Genomic DNA, 20,803 nt, shown 5'->3' on the forward strand with positions numbered 1-20,803 from the left:
ATGTCCCAGTCAGAAGGGGCCCGGCTCTTCCGTGAGGCGTGGATCACCGGTGTACGCGAGCACTTCCCCGGCGAGCCGAAGGCCGGGTACGTGACTCCGTGGGACGGCACCCCCGAGTGGGAGCGGCAAGCCGCCGGCGCGGTGTACGAGCAGGTGCGGCAGTTCCTGAACGTGAGCGGCGGACATGCCTCGCGCCTCACGAGGGAACAGAAGAGCCGCTTCGTCGCGACGTGTTGGACGGCACAGATGTACCGTCACTTCGAGGAGCCGAAGCCGGGCTATGTCGCGGACTGGCCCGAACTGCCCAAGTGGCAGCAGGAGACCGACGCGGACGTCTTCGAGGCGATCGAAGCGGCGGCCAGCTGAGCAACGCCGAAAGCGCCCCCGTTCGCGGCTGCGTGCCGGAGCAGAGGCGCTTTCGTACGTTCGGCGTGCGCCGGTGGGGCTCAACTCCCGCAGAGGGAAGCCACCGTGACGTGCCCGCCCTGGTTCTCGTCGTCTGTGCCGAGGGCGGCGTCGGGGCTGTTCGGGAGGCACTCCAGGGCTTCGATCTTGCGCTCAGGGAAGGTGCCGAGGACGGTCGGCGCGTAGTCGATCCGCAGGCGGACCCGCTGGCCCGGCGCGTCCAGGGCGACTCGGCCCGCCTCGTTCACCGCCGACGCGAACGGGCCGTCGTCGCCCGCGTCCGAGGCCGAACTCACCAGGATGCGGCCGGAGTCGGTGACGGCGATGTCGGAGACGTGTCGGATGTCGCCCTCGGGTGCGGAGGCCCGGAAGTGCTGCTGCCGTACGGCTCCGAACGTGGCGTTGCCGTACGCGTCGAAGGAGAACGGGGCGGCGAAGACCGTCGCGGGGCGGCTCGTGCCCGCGCCCCGGTCGGCCCAGACCGCGACCGTTCCGCCCGGCTGCGGGGCGAGCGCGAAGCTCTCGAAGTCGGCGCCCTCGTTGATCGCGGGCAGCGGGGACACGTCGAGCACCTCCACCGCGCCGCCCGTGGCGCGCAGGTGGTAGATCAGGCCGCGGCTGGCGAGCGCGACGTACTCGCCGGGTGCGCCCGGCACCGCCTCCACGGCCTCCAGGTCGACCGGCTCCGGCCCGTCCCAGACGACGGGCGTGACGGACGCCGTCCCCGACTCGCCCTTCTCGTAGGTGAGTTGGGCGATCCTGCTGTCGCCGGGCTTCTTGTTGTCGCGTACGACGAGTGCCTCGATGCGTTCGGCGGTGTTCGCGGTGAGGGCGAGGCCGCTGATGCCGGTGCGCGCGTCGTCGCCGACCTGCCGCCAGGCGACGGCGGGCTCCGGGGCGGCCGGTGCGGGGGCCGGTGCGGGCGCGGCGGCCAGCGCGAGGGTGGCCACGGCGGCCAGGAGCAGGGGCTTGCGGTGCGGCTGCATGAGGGCCTCTCAGATGCGGGCGAGCCGGGTCGGCACGTGCCGGGAATGTGTGTGCGACGCGCGTAGACGCGTGCTGGCCGGACCGTAGCGATCATCGTGCGGGGAGACAACAAGCCGCGCAGCGTTCGGCGTTCGGCGGCTCCGCGGACGGGGCCGTGCGGTGTCGTGCCTGCGCCGTGCGGGTGAAGGTGAAACCTTCCGTCCGCCGGGCTCTGCATGACGGGGGCGCGAGGCCGGTATCCGTGAGGGCGCCATGATCCATCTCGACGGAACGGGAACCCTCGTGCGTCTGCGTCACACCCTCGCCGCCTCCGGCGGCGCCCTCGCCCTCACGGCCGTCCTGGCCGCCCCCGCCCACGCCGCCACCGGTGAATTCAACTATGTGCACCTCGGGCTCACCGGCCCGCAGTCGCACACGCTCTACAACCCCCCGAGCGGGACGTGCGTGCAGATCCCCGAGGCGGCCGACCCCTACTCGTCGCTGCCCGCGGTCGCGCCGCACAACGACACCGACTCCGTCGCGGTCGTCTTCACCGAGCCCGACTGCACGGGCGACTCGTGGACCCTGCGCCCGCACGGCAACCCGGCCACCGACCAGCTGGAACTGCGCTCGGTAGTCTTCCTCCCCCACTGAGCCCGCCTCCTGAGAGGAGAGAGCCCCGCCCGGCGTCCGGGCGGGGCTCTCTCCGTGCCGGCCTCCGGGGCCTGCCGACCGGTGACCTCACTTCAGTCATGTCTCAGTGAGACATGCTTTTTCCACGGGCGCCCAGCCCACCCGCCCTCCGCGACGCAGCCGCCGGGCAAACCCTCGCACGGCCCCCGGGGAACCCTCCCCCGAAACTGATCCACGATTCAGTAACCAACCTGTTGACGCGGACGCTCCAGGCTCCAGATACTGACCCGACATTCAGTAGTTGAGGGATTGTCGTCGTGCCTGGAGGCACCCATGACCGACCTGCCCACCGAGCTCGTTCCGCTGACATCCGAGCAGCGCGACATCGTGGAGCTCACCCGCACCTTCGCCCGTGAGGAGATCAGGCCACGGGCCCGAGCCGTGGACGAGGCGGACGTCGAGACGCCCTGGGATCTGTGGCGCCGGGCCGCGGAGGTCGGCATCACCGGGTTCATGCTCCCGGAGAAGTTCGGCGGCGGCGGTTTCACCGATGTGTTCACGCAGGTCCTCGCCCAGGAGGAGCTGTGCGTCGGGGACCTCGGCATCGGCAACCTGCTCTGCTCCAACGGCTTCTTCGCCGATCCCGTACTGGAGTTGGGCAGTGTCGAGCAGCAGCGGGAGTGGCTGACGCCGCTGGCCGGGGTGGACTCGCCGATGACCTCGCTCGCGACCACCGAGCCCGGCTCCGGATCCGACGCCGCGTCCATCACCACCAGCGCGCAGCGCAGCTCCGGCGGGTACGTCCTGAACGGCCAGAAGGCGTGGATCTCCAACGCCGGGGAGGCCGAGCAGTACGTCGTCTTCACCAAGACCGACCCGACACAGCGCGCCCGCGGCGTGACCGCGTTCCTGCTGCGCAAGGGCACGCCCGGGGTGTCGTTCGGGGAGCCGATGCGCAAGATGGGGCAGCGCGCGATCGTCTGCCGGGAGATCTTCTTCTCCGACGCCTTCGTGCCCGAGGCCGACCGCCTCGGCGAGGAGGGCCAGGGCTTCAGCGGCCTGATGCGTACGTTCGACATCTCCCGGACCGTGCTCGGCGCGGCCGCGACCGGAGTGGCGAGGGCGGCGTACGAGTACGCGGCCGACTACGCCAAGACGCGGCGGCAGTTCGGCAAGCCGATCATCGAGCATCAGGCGGTCGCCTTCCGGCTCGCGGACATGCGCACCCGCATCGAGCAGGCCCGCCTGATGACCTGGCGGGCGGCGAAGCGGCTCGACGCGGGCCTGGACGCCACGGCCGAGGCGGCGATGGCGAAGCTCACCGCGTCCGAGACGGCCGCGTACTGCACCTGGGCCGCCGTGCAGACCCTTGGCGGCTGGGGCTACTCGCGGGAGTACCCGGTCGAGCAGTGGATGCGGGACGCCAAGCTGGAGGAGATCGAAGAGGGCACCTCGGACATCATGCGGCTCGTCATCGCGCGGAGCGTGTGACGTGACGACGGGATCCGCTGCGGAGCAGCGCCACGGGGCCGCCCTGACCGGCGGCGAGGCGCTCGTGCGGGCGCTCGCCGCGCACGGGACCGATCTCGCCTTCGGCATCCCCGGCACGCACAACCTGGAGATCTACCGGCATCTGGAGCCGTACGGCATCCGGCATGTGACGCCCCGTCACGAACAGGGGGCGGGGTACGCGGCGGACGCGTACGCGCGCGTGACCGGGCGGCCCGGCGTGGTGGTCACGACGACCGGGCCCGCGCTCCTGAACGTCGCCGCGGCGGCCGGGCAGGCGTACTCCGACAGCGTGCCGCTGATCGTCGTGTCGCCGGGTATGCCGCTCAGGCACCCGCGGCAGTCGACGGGCCTGCTGCACGAGATGCGCAGCCAGACGGAGGCGCTGCGCGCCGTCACCGCGTTCAGCCACCGGGTGTCGAGCGTCGCGGAGATCGGCGCGGCCGTGGCGCGCGCCTTCACCCTGTTCCGTACGGGACGGCCACGCCCCGTACACATCGAGGTGCCGTTGGATCTGCTCGGGGCCGTGGAACCGGTCGGCGAGGTGCGGCTCGCACCGCCTTCCGGCGCACCCCGGCCGTCCGACACGGCGGTGCGGGAGGCCGCCGAGGCACTGGGCTCGGCCCGCAGGCCGGCGCTCGTCCTCGGCGGGGGCGCGCGGGGCGCGGGGGCCGAATGCCGGGCGCTCGCCGAGGAGTTGGGGGCGCTCGTCGTCACCTCGGCCAACGGCAAGGGCGTCGTCGACGAGGGGCATCCGCTGTCGCTCGGGGTGTCCCTGCACGACCCGTCGGTGCAGAAGGCGCTCGCCGACTGCGACGTCGTCCTGGCCGTGGGCACGGAGCTCGCCGAGTCCGACTTGTGGATCCAACCCCCGGACGCCCTGGGCGAGTTGCTGATCCGCGTGGACGTGGACCCGGCGCAGATGTACGCGGGGCTGCGCGCGGACGTGGCGCTCGTCGGGGACGCGCGGGACTGCCTGCGGGCGCTGGCCCGCAGCGTCGCCGCCGTACGCGACGCGCGAGCGCAGAGCGCGCCCCGGCCGGACGCGCACACGGCCGTCACCGAGTTGCGGGCCGCGCGGGACACGGCGACGGCCGGGCGGGACGCGCGCTGGACGCCGTATCTGCGGGCGATCCGTGACGTGGCCGACGCGGACGCGGTGTTCACCTCGGACAGCGCCCAGTGCTGCTACTACGGCGCGCTGCCGCATCTGCCGGTCGGCCCGCGCGGCCGCTTCCTGCATCCGACGGGGTTCGGGACGCTCGGCTACGCGCTGCCCGCGGCCGTCGGCGTGAAGGCGGCACAGCCCGAGCGGCAGGTGGTCGCGCTGAGCGGGGACGGCGGATTCCAGTTCTCCGTACAGGAGTTGGCGAGCGCCGTGCAGCTGGGCCTGCCGCTGCCGGTGGTGGTGTTCGACAACGGCGGGTACGGCGAGATCCGCGACGAGATGAAAGCCCGCGGCAACACCCCCCTCGCCGTCGACCACCCGCCGGTGGACCTGGCCGCGCTGTGCCGCGCGTACGGCGGTGCGGGCGCGCACGCGTCGACGCCCGAGGCGCTCGCCGAGGCGCTGGCTACGGCGCTGCGCACCCCCGGCCCCACCGTCATCACCGTCCCCGAGGAGGCCTCCGTATGACCGACGACCACACGACCGAGCACCGTATGACCGAGCACCGCACGACCGAACACCGTATGACCGATCCCGCTCCCCTCATCTCCATGACCTGGACCGACCACGTCACCGGCCGGCAGGGTTTCCTCGTCGTGGACCGGCTCGTGCGCGGCGTGTCCAGCGGCGGCCTGCGGATGCGTGCGGGCTGCACGCTCGACGAGGTCGCGGGCCTGGCCCGGGGCATGACGATGAAGGAAGCCCTGCACTACAACCCCGAGGGCCGCTACATACCCCTCGGCGGCGCGAAGGGCGGCATCGACTGCGACCCGCAGGACCCGGAGGCGTACGGGGTGCTCGTGCGCTATCTGCAGGCGATGCGGCCGCACATCGAGAGCTTCTGGACCACCGGCGAGGACCTGGGCCTGACCCAGGACATCGTCGACAAGGCGGCCGCCGAGGCCGGACTCGTCTCGTCCATCCAGGCCGTGTACCCGCTGCTCGACGACGAGGGCGCGGCGCGCGGGCGGCTCGCCGACGCGTTCGCCGTGGAGGTCGACGGCATCGGCCTCGACGAGCTGGTCGGCGGCTGCGGCGTCGCCGAGTCGGTGCTCGTGGCGCTCGACCGGGCCGAAGTCCCGTACGCGGGAACGCGGGTGTCCGTGCAGGGCTTCGGCACGATGGGCGGGGCCACGGCCCGGTTCCTGTCCCGCGCCGGCCTGAAGGTCGTGGCCGTCGCCGACGTGAAGGGCACCGTCGCCAACCCGGACGGCCTCGACGTGGAGGCGCTGCTCGCGTCCCGGGACGCGTACGGGGCGGTGGACCGCGCGCAACTGCGCGCCGGGGACGAGGAGTTGCCCGGTGAGGCCTGGCTGTCGGTCGAGGCGGAGGTGCTCGTGCCCGCCGCCGTGTCGTACGCCGTGGACGCGGCCAACCAGCGGCAGATCGGCCCGGCCGCGCGCTGGGTCGTCGAGGCGGCCAACATGCCGGTGCGGCCCGAGGCGGAGGCACTGCTCGCCGGGCGTGGCGTGCAGGTGCTACCGGACGTGGTGGTCAACTCCGGTACGAACGCCTGGTGGTGGTGGACGCTCTTCGGCGACATCGGGGCCGACGCGGACGAGGCGTTCGCGTACACCCGCCGCTCGATGCGCGCCCTTATCGACCAGATGCTGGCGCGGGCCGCGTCGGACGGCACGACTCCGCGCGCCGCGGCGCACGCGATCGTCGCCGACCGGCTGCCGCTGATCGCGGAGAGGTTCGGGTGGTACAGGTGACGGCCGACCAGTCCTGCGAGAAGGCCGCGGGCGCGGAATCCGCGGGGCGGGCCGGGCTCGACGTGCTGTTCGACCCACGCTCCGTCGCCGTCGTCGGGGCGTCCGCGAACCCGGAGAAGTGGGGCTACTGGCTGGCCTCCGGCGCCCTCGACGGACAGCAGCACCGGGCCGTGCACCTGGTCAACCGGCGCGGCGGCGCACTGCGGGGCGTGCCGTTCCTGCCCGGCCTGGACGCGCTGCCCACCGCGCCCGAGCATGTCGTGGTGGCCGTACCGCCGCCGCAGGTCAGGCCGCTGGTCGAGCAGGGCCTCGCGGCCGGGGCGCGCTGCTTCACCGTCATCACCTCGGGCGGCACGGGCGCGGCGGAGGAGCGGGAGCTGGCCTCGCTCGTCACGGCGGGCGGGGCGCGGCTGCTCGGCCCCAACTGCATGGGCGTCGTCGACACCACCTCGGGGCTGCGCCTGAGCTGGGGCGACTTCCCGGCGGGGGCGGTCGGCCTGGTCTCGCAGAGCGGCAACCTGGCCCTGGAGATCGGCCGGCTCCTCGCCCGCGCGGGACAGGGCTTCTCCCGCTTCGTGTCGCTCGGCAACCAGCGGGACATCGACGCGGCCGACGCCCTGGACGCGCTGATCGCCCACCCGCCGACCCGGATCGTCGCCGCGTACGTGGAGGACTTCCGGGACGGCCGGCGGCTCGCCCGCACCCTCGCGGCCGCGCACGCGGCGGGCAAGCCGGTGCTGCTGCTCACCGTCGGCCGCAGCGAGGCCTCCGGCCGGGCCGCCGCCTCCCACACCGGGGCGCTGGTCAGCACCCGGGCGACGGTGGAGGCGGTGTGCCGGGACGCGGGGGCGCTGCTCCTCGACACGGCGGGGGAGCTGGTGGACACGGCGATGTGCCTGCTGGGTGGGGCGCAGTTGGGTGAGGCCCTGGAGGTGGGCGCCCCTGGGGTGAGCGCCCTGGGCGTGGGCACCCCTGGGGTGAGCGCCCCCTCCCCCGCCGTGTCGCCCCGCCCCCTCCTGGTGGCCGTCGTCGGCGACAGTGGGGGGCAAGGGGCCCTCGCCGCGGACGCGTTGGCGGCGCGCGGGCTCGCCGTGCCCGGCCTCTCCGCGGACGCGGTCCGGGCCGTGGCCGCCGAACTCCCGCCGGGCGCGGCCTGCGGCAACCCGGTCGACCTGGCCGGGGCGGGCGAGGCCGACCTGGGCAGCTACGCCCGCGTGGTCCGCGCGCTCCTCGCCACGGGCGACGCCGACGCCGTCGTACTGACCGGCTACTTCGGGGACTACGCGACGGCCAACCCCGCGCAGGCCGACCGGGAGTGCGAGATCGCCCGTGAACTCGCGGCTGTGGCAAGGGAGTTCGGGCGTCGCCTGATCGTGCACACCATGGCGCGCGACACACCGGCCCTGGCGGTCCTTCGGGCGCACGCGGTGCCGGTGTACGAGCGGATCGAGGAGGCGGCGGTCGCGCTCGCCGGGGCGGCCCGGCTGCACACCCCGCCCGCCGCACCCCCGGAACCCGAACCCGCGGGCGCGCCGTTCGCCGTCGGGGACGGCGGCTACGAGTCCGTACGGGACCTGCTCGCCTCGTACGGACTCGGTTTCCCCGCCGCGGAGTTCGTGAGGGACGCCGACGGGGCGGCGGCCGCCGCGCACCGCACCGGCTACCCGCTGGCCTTGAAGGCGATGGGCCTGGCGCACAAGACGGAGGCGGGCGGGGTGGCGCTCGGTCTCGCCGACGAGGACGGGCTGCGCGCCGCGTTCGCCCGGATGCGCGCGCGGACGGGCGCGGAACGGTACGCGGTGGAGGCCATGGTGTCCCCGCCGTACGCGGTGGAGCTGATCGTCGGCGTACGGCGGGACCCGGCGTTCGGCCCGGTCGCGATGGTCGGCATCGGCGGGGTCACCGCGGAGCTCCTCGCGGACACGGCGGTCGCGCTCGCGCCGCTCACGCCCGAGCGGGCCCGCGCGCTGCTCCTGTCTCTGCGGCACGCGCCGCTGCTCACCGGCTGGCGGGGTGCGCCGCCGGTGCACCTGGACGCGGCCGCCGCGGCGCTGTGCGCGGTGGCACGGGCGGGCGCGGACCACCCCGAACTGTCCGAACTGGAAGTCAACCCCCTGCTGGTCCACCCGGGCGGCGCGATCGCCCTCGACGCACACGGAGTCCTCGCATGAACGATCTGACGGCGAACTCGGCCTACAGCGCCGGGGGTTGGGGCTTCACCGGCCGTACGTACATCGTGACCGGAGGCGGCAGCGGCATCGGCCGGGCGATCGCCCTCGCCCTCGCGGGGGCCGGGGCGCAGGTCGTGGTCGCGGGCCGCACCCCGGAGAAGCTGGACGAGACGGTCGCCCTGATCGAGAAGAGCGGCAGCGGCCAGGCCCTCGCCGTGCCGACGGACGTACGCGACCCGGCCGCCGTGGACGCTCTGGTGGCGGCGGCCGTGGAGCGGTTCGGCCGGCTCGACGGTCTGGTCAACAACGCGGCCGGCAACTTCGTGGCGCCCGGCATCGACCTCAGCCCGAACGGCTGGCGTGCGGTCGTCGACATCGTCCTCAACGGCTCGTACTACTGCACGCGGGCCGTGGCCCGGCAGTTGCGCGAGCAGGGCACGGGCGGCTCGGTGCTCTCGGTGATCGCGACGTACGCCTGGCACGGCCACCCCGGCACGGTGCACTCGGCCGCCGCGAAGGCCGGGGTCCTCGCCATGACCCGCACTCTCGCCGTCGAGCTGGCCCCGCTCGGCATCCGCCTCAACTGCATCGCCCCCGGCCCCACCGAGACGGAGGGCGCGGGCGCGGCGCTGTGGGCCACGGACGAGGCCCGCTCCGGGGTCCTCGCCACGGTCCCCACGGGCCGCTTCGCCGCCCCCGAGGAGATCGCCGACGCCTCACTGTTCCTGCTGAGCGAACGCTCCTCGTATCTGACGGGCGACTGTTTGACGGTGGACGGGGGGCAGTGGTTGGGGAAGCAGGTGTACGGGCGGGGCTAGCGGCGGGTTGCCACTCGGGTGCATGAGTCGATCCGCCGATTCAGCAGACAGTACGAGGCCTAAAAGCGTGGAAAGAGCGCAATGTCGTCCTGCGTCTCGACCGACCGTCGAACCATGGGGCGACGGGGCCTTGACAGGCCGGCTCCGGGAATCGATCAAGCGGAGGTTGGACATATGCGGAATGTTGCACGCGCGGCAGTCACGGCCGTCCTGGCGATCGCACTGGGATTTGTCGCAGTTCCGGCAGCAGTGGCCGACGACGACCTGACCGTGATCACCGAGAGTGGTCCGGGCGATGTCGCCCACAGCGATTTGGAGGGCGCGCAGAACGTGCAGATGTCCCAGCTGGACAAGTCCGTGAACGTGGACGACATCGTCGCGTACGTGACCGGCCAACTGGCCAACAGCTCACCCCTGTTCGAGGTCGAGGCCGCCGAGCAGGACCAAGGGGAGAACGCCTGAGCACCGTCACGAGCCCGTAGCCCCCCGGCTGCGCTCGTCCCCGTCCTTGCTGTCGGCCTCCCTCGGGGCTTCATCGCCGGGCCGGGCGTTCCTCCATGGGCCGTCGACCACCCCGCCACCCCGGGGGATTTTTTTATGTCTCGGTGTGACATGAAAATTCGAGGGGGGGTCAGGCGGCGGTGCGGGTGGGGGTGACGAGGCTGGCGAGGGGTTCGGCGGGGTGGTCGTAGTCCACGCCCACCTCGGCGAACGCGGCGGCCCATGCGCGTTCGCGCTGCAGCGGCGGCAGGGCGAGAATCCGCTCGTCCCGGAAGATCGCCCGCACTTCCGCCGCCGAGGGCGAGGTCCAGGGCCGAGCCCACGGGGACACGGGTTCCGGTTCGGGATCGGGTACGTCGGCCCGCTGGGCGGCGAGGTACTGCGCACTGTGCCGGCCGGGCCGCCGCCCCACACTGAAGCGGGCGGCCGGCCAGGACAGTACGCGGGCCAAGAGCTCGTACATGGTCAGGTGACTCCGGCTCCCGCTCCGGCCCGCAGGGCGGCGGCGAGGGCCTTGGCCGTACTGACATTGCAGCGCCCCAACTCGACCAGGGCGAACGGGCGTTGAGCCGTGTACGCGATCAGGTCCACGCCCAGGGACGGCAGGACGACGCCGGCCGCCGTGAGCGCCGCGTCCAACTCCTCACGCGCGGCCTCCGCCTGCTTCAGCAGTTCGTTCTTGTCGTGACTCACAGCAGCTCTCCTCGGGATCGGGCGTTCGCCCGAGCGGTCTCTACGCGTAGGCGCTGTTCGGAGGTGGCGGCCCGGGTGTGCTCGGGAGCGACCTCCCACTCCCGCCCGCCGAGCGCGGGCCGCAGAAACCAGCGCGTCCCCAACTCTCCTCGGAACTCACCGAGTTGGTCGCGGATCACGTCCAGGAGGAGGGTTCCGACGCGGGGAACGGGGCTTGGCATGTGGGCTGGGCACACAATTACTCCTCTCTGTAGTCAAACGACTACCGGGAGCCCTCAGAGTGACCTAGCCTCGACTCACCTTCAACTTGCGCAAACTGGTCGGAGAGTGGGGCGACTTGATGGCGAACCGCAACGAGCTGGACCCCGAGAAATCGCCAAGTGCGGCGTTCGGCCTGCTTCTTCGCAGGTTACGAGACGAGAAGGGCTGGACCCAGGACGAACTGGCGGAGCGCATTGGATGCTCCGGAACACATATTTCTGCCGTCGAAACTGGTCGGCGTCCTCCAACTACCCAGTTCGCGGCAAGTGCTGATAAGGCGTTGGGATCTGGGGACAAGCTCGTTCGCCAGAGTCGCGCCGTGAGGTATACAGCCCTGCTGGAAGGGTCCTCGGAGTACATCGCGCATGAATCACGTGCGGCAGAGGTCAGGCTCTACGAGGTCGGCGTGATCCCCGGAATACTCCAGACACCGGAGTACGCATCAACGCTCACCGCACGGGCCGTTGAGAGGGGCTCGATCACGTCCGAGCAAGGAGAGGAACGACTCTCGCTCGTCACGACGCGGCAGGCGTCTCTCCGCCGGACACCGCCGCCGCTGGTCTTCGTGGTGCTCGACGAGAGTTGTCTTAGGCGACCCGTTGGGGGACCTGCGGTCATGGGCGACCAGCTGGCACGGTTGGTCGATTTCGCCGCACTGCCGAACACCGTGTTGCAGGTCGCCCCGTTCGACATGGGTGACCGTCGACCACTCAGCCTGCCGCTGTACGTACTGACGACACCGAGCCGTTCCCTGCTCTCCTATGCGGAGTCTGCCCACAGGGGCCAGCTCGAACGGGAAACTGCTTCCGTGGTGCCTCTGTTGACGGCATACCATCAACTCCAGGCCGAAGCGCTCTCTCAAGCGGAGTCCGTGGCCATGATTAACCAGTTGAGAAAGGGCACCCCGTGACGACCGAATCCCCCCGCTGGTTCAAGTCCTCGTACAGCGAGAATGGCGGAGTCTGCGTCGAGATCGCCGCAAACCTCGTCGCCACGCACGGCGTGGTCCCAGTCCGCGACTCCAAGAACCCCGCTGGCCCCGCCCTGAACGTCCACGTTGACGCGTTCTCGACCTTCGTCGCAGGCGTCAAGGACGGCCAGCTGGGCAACCTCTGAACGTCCCAGCACCACAACGGCCCCGCCGAACCCCAGAGTTGGGGAACGGCGGGGCCGACGGCTACGAGGAGGACGTACAGATGACGACCGAAGCCCCGAACTGGTTCAAGTCCTCGCACAGCAGCAACGGCGGCGACTGCGTAGAGGTCGCCACCAACCTCGCCACCACCCGCGGCACAGTCCCCTTACGTGACTCCAAGAACCCCACCGGCCCCAACCTGCACGTCCACCCCGACGCGTTCTCGACCTTCGTCGCGGGCGTCAAGGACGGCCAGCTGGGCAACCTCTGAACGTCCCAGCACCACAACGGCCCCGCCGCACCCCCGAGTTGGGGTACGACGGGGCCGCCCGGCAGAGCTAGCCCTCCCTGTCCCTCCGCGCCTTCGAGCCCAGCGCGTGGAAGACAAGACCCACCACCAGGAACAGCGCCAGCGGCACCACCTGCGTCAACGTGTACGCAAGACGCTCGCCCGCGAAGGACTCCGGCAACGAATCCGCCGGGGAACCGTCCGTGCCGAACCAGCCCACGCCGAAGCCCGGCCAGATCAGCACCACGACGGTGAACGCGACGAACCCGGTCGACAGCAGCGTCACCAGCCACACGCCGAAGCGGCCGCCGGGCACGCTGTACGGCCGGTTCACGTCCGGGTACTTGCGGCGCAGCACCAGCAGGCTCGGGAACGTGATGACGTACGAGATGAACGTGGTGCTGATCGTCAGGCCGAGGCCCGCGGCGAAGTACTTCTCCCCGTCGCCCTCGGTGAGGTTGAGCGCGATGACGAACAGCAGCGACGCGAGCACCGCGGAGAGCATGTTGACCCGTACCGGCGTGCCGCGCTTCTCGGAGATCACGCCGAGCCAGGCCGGCCCCGCACCGTCCGCGCACGCGACGGCCTGCGCGCGGTGGGCGCCCATCGCCCAGGCGACGCCGCTGGTGAGCAGGCCGATGATGAGGCCCGCGGCGGCGATCCCGCCGAACACCGCGCCTGCCCCGGTGAGGGTGACGGTGCCGTCGGCGGCGATGGAGCCCCCGTAGACCGTGAACACGGACTTGCAGGCGTCGATGAAGCCGCCGAGGCTACCGATGTCGTCGCTGGGCAGCACGAAGAGGATGCCGAGGATGGGCATTCCGTACAGGAACAGCGAGGCGACGCCGGAGCGGAGGATGGCGAGGGGGATGTCGCGGCGCGGGTTCTTCATCTCCTCGGAGGCGGAGGAGGGCAGTTCGAAGCCGACGAAGTTGAAGATGAGGACGGGGACGAGGGCGACGAAACCGACGTAGGTGGGTGTGAACTCGCCTGCGGGCAGGGGGTGTACGCCGTTCTGGAAGGCGAAGACGACGACGGAGACGAGGAAGAAGCCGAGCAGCACGATCCGCGCGAGTGCCCCGGCGATCGGCACCCACTTGCCGACGCGCACGGACTGTACGACGGTCAGCGCGCCGCCCCAGATGAAGACGAGGCCCGCGACGTACTTCCACAGGCCGGGCAGCGGCGTGAAGAACTCCTCCCAGGTGGAGATGGCGATGATGCACAGACTGCCGCCCACCCACACGGGGTTGGATATCCAGTACAGGATCTGGTTGACGCCCGCGGTGAGCCGCCCGAAGGCGAGCCGGGTCCACACGTAGGGGCCGCCCTGCACGGGGAAGGCGGAGCCGAGTTCGGCGACGAGCAGCCCGTACGGCAGGAAGAACGCGACGGCGAGGATCGCCATCCACGTCAGGCCCTGCGGGCCCTGGGCGGCGACCGAGCCGATGGTGTCGAGGCCGACGAGCGTGCAGATGAGGAAGAACAGGACGTCGAGGCGGCGCAGGTCCTTGCGGAGCCGGCCGCGTTGCTCGCCCCAACCCTCGGAGAGGTCGGGCGCCTCGGCGGCGGCTGCGTCGGCTGCCCCTGTCACAGGGGTGGAAGGTGCTTGGGTCACGGATTGACTCCTACGGCGGCGGTAGGGGGAGTTCGTATGCGTGCGGGGGCGACTCACCTTGCTGACTGCTGACTGCTGACTGAACGGCCAGTCAGTAAAGGGGACTGTGGACCCGGCGCGGCACGCTGTCAAGAGATCACGCACGCCCTGGTACGGCCTCCCCCCGCGCCGGTACCGGCCGCCCCGGCACCGGCCGCCCGGAGCCGGGCGGCCCGTGTGTAGGGTTGCGGCGTGGCACGAGTCCGGTTGAGCGTGGAGCAGCGGCGCGAGGAGATCCTGCGCGCGGCCGTGGAGCAGATCGATACGCGCGGCGTGAGCGCGGTGCGCATCGCCGACGTGGCCTCGGCGCTCTCCGTCAGCAACGCCCTGGTCCTCTACCACTTCGCGACGAAGGAGAAGCTCGTCGCCGCCGCGTACGCTTTCGCCGCCGAGGGCGACCTGGCCCATCTGCGGAAACTCCTCGGCCGCCGCACGACGGCGCTGCGCCGCCTGCGCGCGGCGGTCCGGTGGTACGCGCCGACGGGGCAGGCCAAGGGCTGGAGGGTGTGGATCGAGGGCTGGGCGGCCTCGCTGCGCGACCCGGCGCTGCGCGATGTGGCGCGCGAACTCGACCAGGAGTGGAAGGCGGCCCTCGCCGAGGTCATCGCGGAGGGCGTGGCGGCCGGCGAGTTCCACTGCGACGATCCGCAGGCCACGGCCTGGCGCCTGACGGCCCTCCTCGACGGCCTCGCCGTCCAGATGACGGCGTACGCGGGCTCGTTGCCCCGTACGACGATGCTGCGCTGGACGGATGAGGCGCTGGCGCGTGAACTGGGCGTGGATCAGGCGGAGTTGACGGGGGTGCGGCGCGGGCAGAGCGTCCCTCGCGGGGCGTCGTCGGCCGCGGGCTGAGACCGCTCCTGGCCCGCCGCCGTGGCAGACTCGGCCCGAGCGGGGGAAAGGAGGGGGACGTGGGGTCGTCGGAGTTGCTCATCGTCCTGGACCGGGACGGCGGTACGCCGCTGCAGCAGCAGGTGTGCGACCAGGTCACCGCCCTGGTGCGGTCGGGTCAGCTGCGGGCGGGCGACCCGCTGCCCGCGTCGCGCGAACTCGCCCAGCAGCTCGCTGTGTCCAGGACCGTCATCACCCGCGCCTACGAACTCCTGCGTGCCCACGGCATCCTCACCGCCCGGCGCGGCTCCGGCACCAGAATCGCAGGCCTCGCGGGCAGCGCCGCCCCACCCCGGGCCGGGGTGCGGGCTCCCGGCACAGCACCCCCGGCGCTCGCCCCGCAGCCGCCGAGGGCCACGGACGGCGGGGACGCGCTCTGGCAGCCCTGGGAGCCGCCGCCCACGCATCACCCCGGCACCGCACTCGACTTCCGGCACGGCACCCCGGCGCTCGCGGACTTCCCCGTCGCCCGCTGGCGGCAGTCCCTGCACGACGCGTACGGGCGCGCCGATGTCGCCGCGCTCGGCTACGGCCCGGCCGAGGGATCGCTCACGCTGCGGAGGGAGATCGCCGCTCTCGTCCGGCAGAGCCGGGCTCTCAGCGCCTCCCCCGACCACATCATGGTCACCGGCGGCGCCACCCAGGCCCTGGACATCCTCGTCCGGATGCTGGTCGAGCCGGGTGACGTGGTGGTGATCGAGGACCCCAGCCACACGGTGCTGCGCCAGGTCTTCGGCTGCTCCGAGGCTGTCGTGGTGCCCGTCCCCGTGGACGAGGAGGGGCTGCGGGTGGCGGACATCGACGCCTGTGTGCAGGCCCAGGGACACGATCCGGGGCGGGTGAAGCTGGTGTATGTGACGCCGTCGCACCAGTTCCCGACCGGGTTCATCATGTCCGAGGGGCGGCGGCGCCGACTCCTGGAGTGGGCGTACGCGCATGAGGCCACGGTCCTTGAGGACGACTACCACAACGAGTTCACGTTCTCCGAGGCGCGGCTGCCCGCGCTGGCCGCCGAGCGGCACCGGGACACGGTCGTCTACGTGGGCAGCTTCAGCAAGACGCTCTTCCCCGCCCTGCGGATCGGCTATGCGGTACTGCCACCGCATCTCGTGCGGCCCTTCCTCGGCGTCAAGTGGATCACCGACAGGCTGACGCCCACAGTCGCCCAGGAGGCACTCGCGGACTTCATCTCCACCGGCGCGTACGCCCGCCACATCGGCCGTATGACTCGCCTCTACCGGCAGCGCCGACGCCGCCTCCTGGAGGCCTTGTACGAGCACTTCGGCGCCGAGGTGCGTATCTCCGGGGAGGCGGCGGGCCTGCACGTCCTGGTCACCCTCATCGGTGCGCGCGGCGTCCCGGAGGACGAGATCGCGCGCCTGGCCGCCGCACGCGGGGTCCGGATCTACCCCGCGTCCGGCTATTTCGTCCAGGACCCGCCGACCGAGCCCACGTTCCTGATGGGATACGCCGCCCTGCCCGTCCCCCGTATCACCGAGGGGGTCGCCCTGCTGGCCGCCGCGGTGCGCGAGGCGACCGGTCGGCGTTAGGACCTGGTTCGGATCCGGCCTGATCCGGAAGAGACACCCCCTAGGGCTCCGTGAAGCGCGGGCGGTGGAAGCGGGCCAGGTGAGCGTGGGGCACGGTGCAGTCGAAGTGGGCCTTCGCCGTGCGACCGTCACCGGACAGGGCGTCCGAGTACGCGGTGGACTGCGTCGGGTCCAGCGGGAAGCCCTCCCTGTCCGGCAGCACCGAGACGTCCCGGTCCGCCTGCAGCCGTGTGGTCATCGCCCACCACAGGTCCGCGTCCGACTCCAGGTCGACGTCCTCGTCCACGGAGACGACCAGTTTGGCCATCCGGAACTCCTCCAGGACCGTTTCGGCGGCCTTGCGCACCGCCTCGTCGTCGGCGGCCGACCGCTTGGCCCGCCACTGGATCACCACCATGAGCTGACCGCCGCCCGCGGTGTGGCAGTGCACCGCCTTGGCCGGCGCGCCCTGGCTCCGCAGCCGGCCGAGTACTGCCGCCTCCATGCCGAAGCCGAGCAGTACGGACTGCTCGTGCCCCGGCCCCGAGACCGTCTGCAGGATCGCTCCCTCCCGTGCCGTGATCCCGGTGATCCGGACGGTGGGCAGCGCGGGGTGCGCCCGGCCCTGGTAGCCGAGGAACTCCGGTGTGGCGGCGGGGCCTTGCGGGTTCTCCGGGACCGTGCCGGGCAGCAGCTCGCCCTCCAGGACGTACTCGGCGTGCGCGATGCACTCCGCGTCGACCGTCCGGCAGGACGTCAGCTCGACCGGGGCGCCGCCCAGCGCGCCCCCCACGGCCAGTTCGTCGACTTCCCGCGGAACCAGGGAGGTCGGGCAGCAGGAGGAGAGCAGCACGGCGGGGGCCAGGCCCAGGTGGATCGCGACGGGCAGTGGCCGGCCGAGGCGCTGGGCCGCGCGGTGGGCGGCCTCCAGGTCCCGGCCCGGCACCATCCAGATGGACAGCAGGTCCGGGCCCTGTACGCACAACCGGTGGACCGAGAGGTTGCGTACCCCTGTCTCCGGATCGGTCGCCAGAACCGCGCCGAGCGTCAGATACGGGCCCGCGTCCGCGTCGGTGAGAACCGGGACCGGAAGCGCCGTGAGATCGGGCGCAAGTTCCGTGCGGCCGGGGAGCTTTGCGTCGCGGACCTTCACCGGCGGCAGGGGCGAGGCGACCGCGTCGAGCAGCCGGTACGGCAGTTCCGACGGAACCGTCCCGAGCAGCGCGGCCGCCCGGCGGCGAGTGCCGTACAGGCCGATGAGCACGGCCCGCGCTTCGCTGCCCGCGGCGTCGGGGGTGACCCGCTCGAAGAGGACCGCGGGGCCCGGACCCGTCGGTGGCGGGGCGGGCGTCCCGGCCCACTTCGCGTACCGGGAGGAGACCCCGAACCTGGCCGGGACCTCCTCCCGCTCGCGCACCAGCTCACCGGGCAGGGAATCGAGCCCGGCGAGCGCGGTGCGGAGATCCGCGGGGCGGCGGCGAGTCATGCCGCGCCCTCCGGAACCGTGGCAGCCGGCCGGAGGGCGCCCTCTGCGGCGGCCGCCCGCCGCTCGGCGAGCAGATCGAGCTGAAGCTCGGTCAACTCGGCGATGAGCGTGCGGTAGGTGGCCTCGGCGATGCCGGGCGGCATGCCCGACTCGTCCGCGAGCCGACGCACCTTGGCGATGACCTGCTCCACCCGGCCGGGCGAGCGCACCGTCTCCTCGTCGCGCTTGTGCACGGTCAACTCCCGTACGACGCGGGTGCGTTCCGCGAGCATCGCGACGATCTGCCGGTCGAGCCCGTCGATGGAGCCGCGCAGTTCGTCGATCCGTTCCGCCCCGGTCATGACGCGGGCACCTCGTCGATGACGTACACGACGGTGGGCTCCGCGTCGGAGCCCTGCGAGCGATGGCGCTCGTCCCCCGGGATGACGAAGCCCATGCCGGGGCGGCACGGCACGGAACGGTCGTCGAAGTGGATGGTGAACTCGCCCTGCAGGACATATCCCTGGTGGCCGCGCTCGCACCACTCCTTCTCGTCGAAGCCGGCGGGGAGCTCCATCAGGCGCACCCGCAGACCTCCGGTGTACGCGATCTTCACCCGGCCGTCGGCGCCGGGCTTGTGCCACTTCTCCCAGGGGATGTCGTCGAAGTCGATGCCGACGAGCGCGGGGGTGGTGGTCATGGGCAGAGCTCTCCTCAAGACGTTGTTGTGTGATGCGTGAAAGCCGGGTGCGTCATCCGCGTCAGGACGCCGAACGCACCTGTGTCATCCGCTCGTTGCGGTCGTGCAGGGGAAGCACCGGGCCCCCGGTGGCCGCCTGCGCCTTGCGCAGCAGCAGAGCCATGTCGATCATCCTGTGGGTCATGCGGGCCAGTGCGTCCAGACCCTCGCTGTCGTTCAGGCCCGGCTCCCGCGACGTGTTGCGCAGCATCGCGGGAAAGCCGCTGCCCGCCAGGATCATCCGGTTGAGCAGCAGATTGTCGACGAGTTGGTGGTGCACCGCGGCGTCGCTGTAGCGGCGGCACGTGACGATGATGCCGCCGACTTTGTTCGCAAGGGGCCGTTCGAAACGCAGATATCCGACGCCCGCCCGCTCGATGAATATCTGCATGAGATGGGCGAGACCGAAGCCGTGCACCGGCACGGCATAGATGATCCCGTCGGCCTTTTTCATCTCCTCGACGATGGCAGGCATATCGTCGGGAAGGGCGCACGGGATCGTCCGGTTGTTGCAGTCACCGCACGGGCTGCACGGCGAGATGCGGTAGTCGCGCAGGTGCACCGTGCGGAATACGGCGCCTCGCGCCCGCACCAGTTCACCCGCGTGTTCAAGCGCCAGATCCGTGTTTCCGCCGGCCCGCTCGGACCCCGATATCCCGAGAATGACAGGCTGTTCCTTGCGAATTCCTTGCATGACTTTCCCCCCAGTAAGTCTTTCGCCGGGGCGGGCCCACCGGGCCCGCCCCTCCCCCGTACCGGTCAGTCCTTGAGCTTCCCGGCGAAGTAGTCGATGTAGGCCTGCATGTCGAAGTGGCCGTGCCCGGAGAGGGAGAACAGGATGCTCTTCTCCTCGCCGGACTCCTTGCAGGCGAGTGCCTCGTCGATGGCTGCCCGGACGGCGTGCGTGGACTCCGGCGCCGGCACTATGCCCTCGTGCCGGGCGAAGGTGACCCCCGCCTCGAAGCAGGCGGTCTGCGGGACGGCGCGGGCCTCCAGGTGGTCGAGGTCCTTGAGTGCGCTGATGATCGGGGACATGCCGTGGTAGCGCAGACCACCCGCGTGGATGCTCGGCGGCACGAAGTCATGTCCGAGGGTGTGCATCTTGGTGAGCGGAGTCATGCCCGCGGTGTCACCGAAGTCGTAGTCGTACTTCCCTTCGGTCAGCGTCGGGCAGGACGACGGCTCGACGGCGATGGCGCGCACGGACCGCCCGCCGCGCAGCTGTTCGCCGAGGAAGGGGAGGGCGAGTCCGCCGAAGTTGGAGCCGCCGCCCGCCGCGCCGATCACGATGTCCGGGTAGTCCTCGGCCAACTCCATCTGGAGCTGGGCCTCCTGGCCGATGATCGTTTGGTGCATCAGCACGTGGTTGAGCACGGAGCCGAGCGCGTACTTGGCGGTGCCGCCGCTGGTGACCGCCGCCTCCACCGCCTCGGAGATGGCGAGGCCGAGACTTCCGGGGGAGTTCGGGTCGGCGGCGAGCGCCGCGCGGCCGGCCTCGGTGAGTTCGCTGGGGCTCGCGGTGACGCTGGCGCCGAAGGTCTCCATCAGCCCACGCCGGTAAGGCTTCTGCTGGTAGCTCACCTTGACCATGTAGACCTCGCAGACGAGGCCGAAGTACTGGCAGGCGAGGGAGAGGGAGCTGCCCCACTGTCCCGCGCCGGTCTCGGTGGTGAGCCGCTGCACACCCGCCTGCTTGTTGTAGTACGCCTGCGGGATGGCGGTGTTGGGCTTGTGGCTGCCGGCCGGGCTGACGCCCTCGTTCTTGAAGTAGATACGGGCTGGGGTATCAAGCGCCTTCTCCAGGCGGCGGGCTCGCACCAGGGGGCTGGGCCGCCACTGCTTGTACACGTCGAGGACTGCGCCGGGGATGTCCACCTCGGCGTCGGTGGAGAACTCCTGGGCTATCAGCTCTGCGGGGAACAGCGGCTCCAGGTCGGCCTCGGTGAGGGGTTCCCGGGTCGCGGGGTGCAGCATCGGCTCCAGCGGCTTGGGCAGGTCCGCGGCCACGTTGTACCAAGTGGTGGGGATGCGGTCTTCGGACAGCAGAAACTTCGTCTGGGACATGAGCACTTTCCTGTGAGTGGAGCGGATCAGGTGCGGTCGAAGGGACGACCGCAACAGGTTGTCGGACGAGGCTAGGGCCTGTCGTTTGGATCAGGCCGGATCTGGTCGGCGGTGCCGTTCGGTCGAGTTGAGCGGGGTCTGGTGCGTGCAGCTGCAAGGCGGAGGAGGGCGTCAACGCGGAGCGTTGGCAACCG

Annotated in this window: 23 protein-coding genes; 13 read left to right on the forward strand and 10 right to left on the reverse strand. The window is 71.7% G+C overall.

Translation table 11 applies throughout. The features are described from left to right. A complete protein-coding gene (locus tag QIS96_RS18335; RefSeq protein WP_282543700.1) occupies positions 1–366 on the forward strand; it encodes a hypothetical protein in 366 nt (121 codons plus the stop codon). 80 nt (positions 367–446) lie between these two features. Here the strand turns inward: QIS96_RS18335 and QIS96_RS18340 are convergent, their stop codons facing one another. Further along, a complete protein-coding gene (locus QIS96_RS18340) occupies positions 447–1,391 on the reverse strand; it encodes a hypothetical protein (protein WP_282543701.1) in 945 nt (314 codons plus the stop codon). Positions 1,392–1,644: 253 nt separating this feature from the next. Between QIS96_RS18340 and QIS96_RS18345 the strand changes: the two genes are divergently transcribed. From QIS96_RS18345 to QIS96_RS18375, 7 genes are all read left to right on the forward strand, one after another. Then, positions 1,645–2,025, forward strand: a complete 381-nt coding sequence (locus QIS96_RS18345) for a hypothetical protein (protein WP_282543702.1) — start codon at positions 1,645–1,647, stop codon at positions 2,023–2,025. A 312-nt stretch (positions 2,026–2,337) separates the two neighbouring features. Continuing rightward, positions 2,338–3,495: an acyl-CoA dehydrogenase family protein gene (locus tag QIS96_RS18350; protein WP_282543703.1), complete on the forward strand. Its 1,158-nt coding sequence runs from the start codon at positions 2,338–2,340 to the stop codon at positions 3,493–3,495. 1 nt (position 3,496) lies between these two features. Next, entirely contained in the window at positions 3,497–5,149 is a 1,653-nt protein-coding gene (locus QIS96_RS18355) for a thiamine pyrophosphate-binding protein (protein WP_282543704.1), read from the forward strand. Between the two features lie 56 nt (positions 5,150–5,205). Then, positions 5,206–6,396, forward strand: coding sequence for a Glu/Leu/Phe/Val dehydrogenase dimerization domain-containing protein (locus QIS96_RS18360; RefSeq protein ID WP_282543789.1), 1,191 nt, complete (start codon positions 5,206–5,208; stop codon positions 6,394–6,396). Beyond that, positions 6,384–8,567 carry an acetate--CoA ligase gene (locus tag QIS96_RS18365; RefSeq protein WP_282543705.1) on the forward strand — a complete coding sequence of 728 codons (2,184 nt, stop codon included), beginning with the start codon at positions 6,384–6,386 and terminating at the stop codon, positions 8,565–8,567. The genes QIS96_RS18360 and QIS96_RS18365 overlap by 13 nt, the downstream gene beginning before the upstream one ends. After that, the gene (locus QIS96_RS18370) at positions 8,564–9,385 is read left to right on the forward strand and encodes an SDR family oxidoreductase (protein WP_282543706.1); all 822 of its coding nucleotides are present in this window, start codon (positions 8,564–8,566) and stop codon (positions 9,383–9,385) included. Before QIS96_RS18365 ends, QIS96_RS18370 begins: the two co-directional genes overlap by 4 nt. Positions 9,386–9,559: 174 nt before the next feature. Further along, positions 9,560–9,847, forward strand: a complete 288-nt coding sequence (locus QIS96_RS18375; protein ID WP_282543707.1) for a hypothetical protein — start codon at positions 9,560–9,562, stop codon at positions 9,845–9,847. A gap of 169 nt (positions 9,848–10,016) precedes the next feature. Here QIS96_RS18375 and QIS96_RS18380 read toward each other — a convergent pair whose 3' ends face one another. From QIS96_RS18380 to QIS96_RS18390, 3 genes are read right to left on the reverse strand one after another with little or no spacing between them, the layout of a single operon-like run. Next, a complete protein-coding gene (locus QIS96_RS18380) occupies positions 10,017–10,349 on the reverse strand; it encodes a hypothetical protein (protein ID WP_282543708.1) in 333 nt (110 codons plus the stop codon). A 2-nt stretch (positions 10,350–10,351) separates the two neighbouring features. Further along, complete coding sequence (locus QIS96_RS18385; protein WP_282543709.1) at positions 10,352–10,579, reverse strand: hypothetical protein; 228 nt, start codon at positions 10,577–10,579, stop codon at positions 10,352–10,354. Next, on the reverse strand, positions 10,576–10,800 hold the full coding sequence (locus tag QIS96_RS18390; protein ID WP_282543710.1) for a hypothetical protein: 225 nt from the start codon (positions 10,798–10,800) through the stop codon (positions 10,576–10,578). The genes QIS96_RS18385 and QIS96_RS18390 overlap by 4 nt, the downstream gene beginning before the upstream one ends. Before the next feature lie 119 nt (positions 10,801–10,919). Between QIS96_RS18390 and QIS96_RS18395 the strand changes: the two genes are divergently transcribed. The 3 genes from QIS96_RS18395 (at position 10,920) to QIS96_RS18405 (ending at position 12,246) form a co-directional block, all read left to right on the forward strand. Beyond that, on the forward strand, positions 10,920–11,750 hold the full coding sequence (locus tag QIS96_RS18395; protein WP_282543711.1) for a helix-turn-helix domain-containing protein: 831 nt from the start codon (positions 10,920–10,922) through the stop codon (positions 11,748–11,750). After that, positions 11,747–11,956 carry a DUF397 domain-containing protein gene (locus QIS96_RS18400; protein WP_282543712.1) on the forward strand — a complete coding sequence of 70 codons (210 nt, stop codon included), beginning with the start codon at positions 11,747–11,749 and terminating at the stop codon, positions 11,954–11,956. Before QIS96_RS18395 ends, QIS96_RS18400 begins: the two co-directional genes overlap by 4 nt. 80 nt (positions 11,957–12,036) lie before the next feature. Continuing rightward, positions 12,037–12,246 carry a DUF397 domain-containing protein gene (locus QIS96_RS18405; protein WP_282543713.1) on the forward strand — a complete coding sequence of 70 codons (210 nt, stop codon included), beginning with the start codon at positions 12,037–12,039 and terminating at the stop codon, positions 12,244–12,246. 67 nt (positions 12,247–12,313) lie between these two features. Here the strand turns inward: QIS96_RS18405 and QIS96_RS18410 are convergent, their stop codons facing one another. Beyond that, positions 12,314–13,882: an APC family permease gene (locus tag QIS96_RS18410; RefSeq protein WP_282543714.1), complete on the reverse strand. Its 1,569-nt coding sequence runs from the start codon at positions 13,880–13,882 to the stop codon at positions 12,314–12,316. Between the two features lie 231 nt (positions 13,883–14,113). Here QIS96_RS18410 and QIS96_RS18415 point away from each other — a divergent pair, with 231 nt between their 5' ends. Together QIS96_RS18415 and pdxR are read left to right on the forward strand one after the other, a co-directional pair. Beyond that, positions 14,114–14,773, forward strand: coding sequence for a TetR/AcrR family transcriptional regulator (locus QIS96_RS18415; RefSeq protein WP_282543715.1), 660 nt, complete (start codon positions 14,114–14,116; stop codon positions 14,771–14,773). Positions 14,774–14,832: 59 nt separating this feature from the next. Beyond that, entirely contained in the window at positions 14,833–16,362 is a 1,530-nt protein-coding gene (gene pdxR, locus QIS96_RS18420) for a MocR-like pyridoxine biosynthesis transcription factor PdxR (RefSeq protein ID WP_282543716.1), read from the forward strand. Positions 16,363–16,402: 40 nt separating this feature from the next. Here pdxR and QIS96_RS18425 read toward each other — a convergent pair whose 3' ends face one another. From QIS96_RS18425 to QIS96_RS18445, 5 genes are all read right to left on the reverse strand, one after another. Further along, positions 16,403–17,827: a UbiD family decarboxylase gene (locus tag QIS96_RS18425; RefSeq protein WP_282543717.1), complete on the reverse strand. Its 1,425-nt coding sequence runs from the start codon at positions 17,825–17,827 to the stop codon at positions 16,403–16,405. Continuing rightward, a complete protein-coding gene (locus tag QIS96_RS18430) occupies positions 17,824–18,168 on the reverse strand; it encodes a chorismate mutase (RefSeq protein WP_282543718.1) in 345 nt (114 codons plus the stop codon). The genes QIS96_RS18425 and QIS96_RS18430 overlap by 4 nt, the downstream gene beginning before the upstream one ends. Beyond that, entirely contained in the window at positions 18,165–18,506 is a 342-nt protein-coding gene (locus tag QIS96_RS18435; RefSeq protein ID WP_282543719.1) for a cupin domain-containing protein, read from the reverse strand. The genes QIS96_RS18430 and QIS96_RS18435 overlap by 4 nt, the downstream gene beginning before the upstream one ends. Positions 18,507–18,567: 61 nt before the next feature. After that, positions 18,568–19,239, reverse strand: a complete 672-nt coding sequence (locus QIS96_RS18440; protein WP_282543720.1) for a flavodoxin family protein — start codon at positions 19,237–19,239, stop codon at positions 18,568–18,570. A 65-nt stretch (positions 19,240–19,304) separates the two neighbouring features. Beyond that, complete coding sequence (locus QIS96_RS18445; protein WP_282543721.1) at positions 19,305–20,609, reverse strand: TrpB-like pyridoxal phosphate-dependent enzyme; 1,305 nt, start codon at positions 20,607–20,609, stop codon at positions 19,305–19,307. Between the last annotated feature and the right edge of the window lie 194 nt (positions 20,610–20,803).

This window comes from Streptomyces cavernicola (genome assembly GCF_029968035.1).
Taxonomy (GTDB): domain Bacteria; phylum Actinomycetota; class Actinomycetes; order Streptomycetales; family Streptomycetaceae; genus Streptomyces; species Streptomyces cavernicola.

Bases quoted from the DNA above. Each gene is read 5' to 3' on its own strand.
- QIS96_RS18370 (WP_282543706.1), top strand. From the start codon at position 8,564: ATGAACGATCTGACGGCGAACTCGGCCTACAGCGCCGGGGGTTGGGGC.
- QIS96_RS18425 (WP_282543717.1), bottom strand. From the start codon at position 17,827: ATGACTCGCCGCCGCCCCGCGGATCTCCGCACCGCGCTCGCCGGGCTC.
- QIS96_RS18335 (WP_282543700.1), top strand. From the start codon at position 1: ATGTCCCAGTCAGAAGGGGCCCGGCTCTTCCGTGAGGCGTGGATCACC.
- QIS96_RS18405 (WP_282543713.1), top strand. From the start codon at position 12,037: ATGACGACCGAAGCCCCGAACTGGTTCAAGTCCTCGCACAGCAGCAAC.
- QIS96_RS18345 (WP_282543702.1), top strand. From the start codon at position 1,645: ATGATCCATCTCGACGGAACGGGAACCCTCGTGCGTCTGCGTCACACC.
- QIS96_RS18430 (WP_282543718.1), bottom strand. From the start codon at position 18,168: ATGACCGGGGCGGAACGGATCGACGAACTGCGCGGCTCCATCGACGGG.
- QIS96_RS18380 (WP_282543708.1), bottom strand. From the start codon at position 10,349: ATGTACGAGCTCTTGGCCCGCGTACTGTCCTGGCCGGCCGCCCGCTTC.
- QIS96_RS18360 (WP_282543789.1), top strand. From the start codon at position 5,206: ATGACCGATCCCGCTCCCCTCATCTCCATGACCTGGACCGACCACGTC.
- QIS96_RS18435 (WP_282543719.1), bottom strand. From the start codon at position 18,506: ATGACCACCACCCCCGCGCTCGTCGGCATCGACTTCGACGACATCCCC.
- QIS96_RS18375 (WP_282543707.1), top strand. From the start codon at position 9,560: ATGCGGAATGTTGCACGCGCGGCAGTCACGGCCGTCCTGGCGATCGCA.
- QIS96_RS18445 (WP_282543721.1), bottom strand. From the start codon at position 20,609: ATGTCCCAGACGAAGTTTCTGCTGTCCGAAGACCGCATCCCCACCACT.
- QIS96_RS18440 (WP_282543720.1), bottom strand. From the start codon at position 19,239: ATGCAAGGAATTCGCAAGGAACAGCCTGTCATTCTCGGGATATCGGGG.
- QIS96_RS18390 (WP_282543710.1), bottom strand. From the start codon at position 10,800: ATGCCAAGCCCCGTTCCCCGCGTCGGAACCCTCCTCCTGGACGTGATC.
- QIS96_RS18340 (WP_282543701.1), bottom strand. From the start codon at position 1,391: ATGCAGCCGCACCGCAAGCCCCTGCTCCTGGCCGCCGTGGCCACCCTC.
- QIS96_RS18395 (WP_282543711.1), top strand. From the start codon at position 10,920: ATGGCGAACCGCAACGAGCTGGACCCCGAGAAATCGCCAAGTGCGGCG.
- QIS96_RS18350 (WP_282543703.1), top strand. From the start codon at position 2,338: ATGACCGACCTGCCCACCGAGCTCGTTCCGCTGACATCCGAGCAGCGC.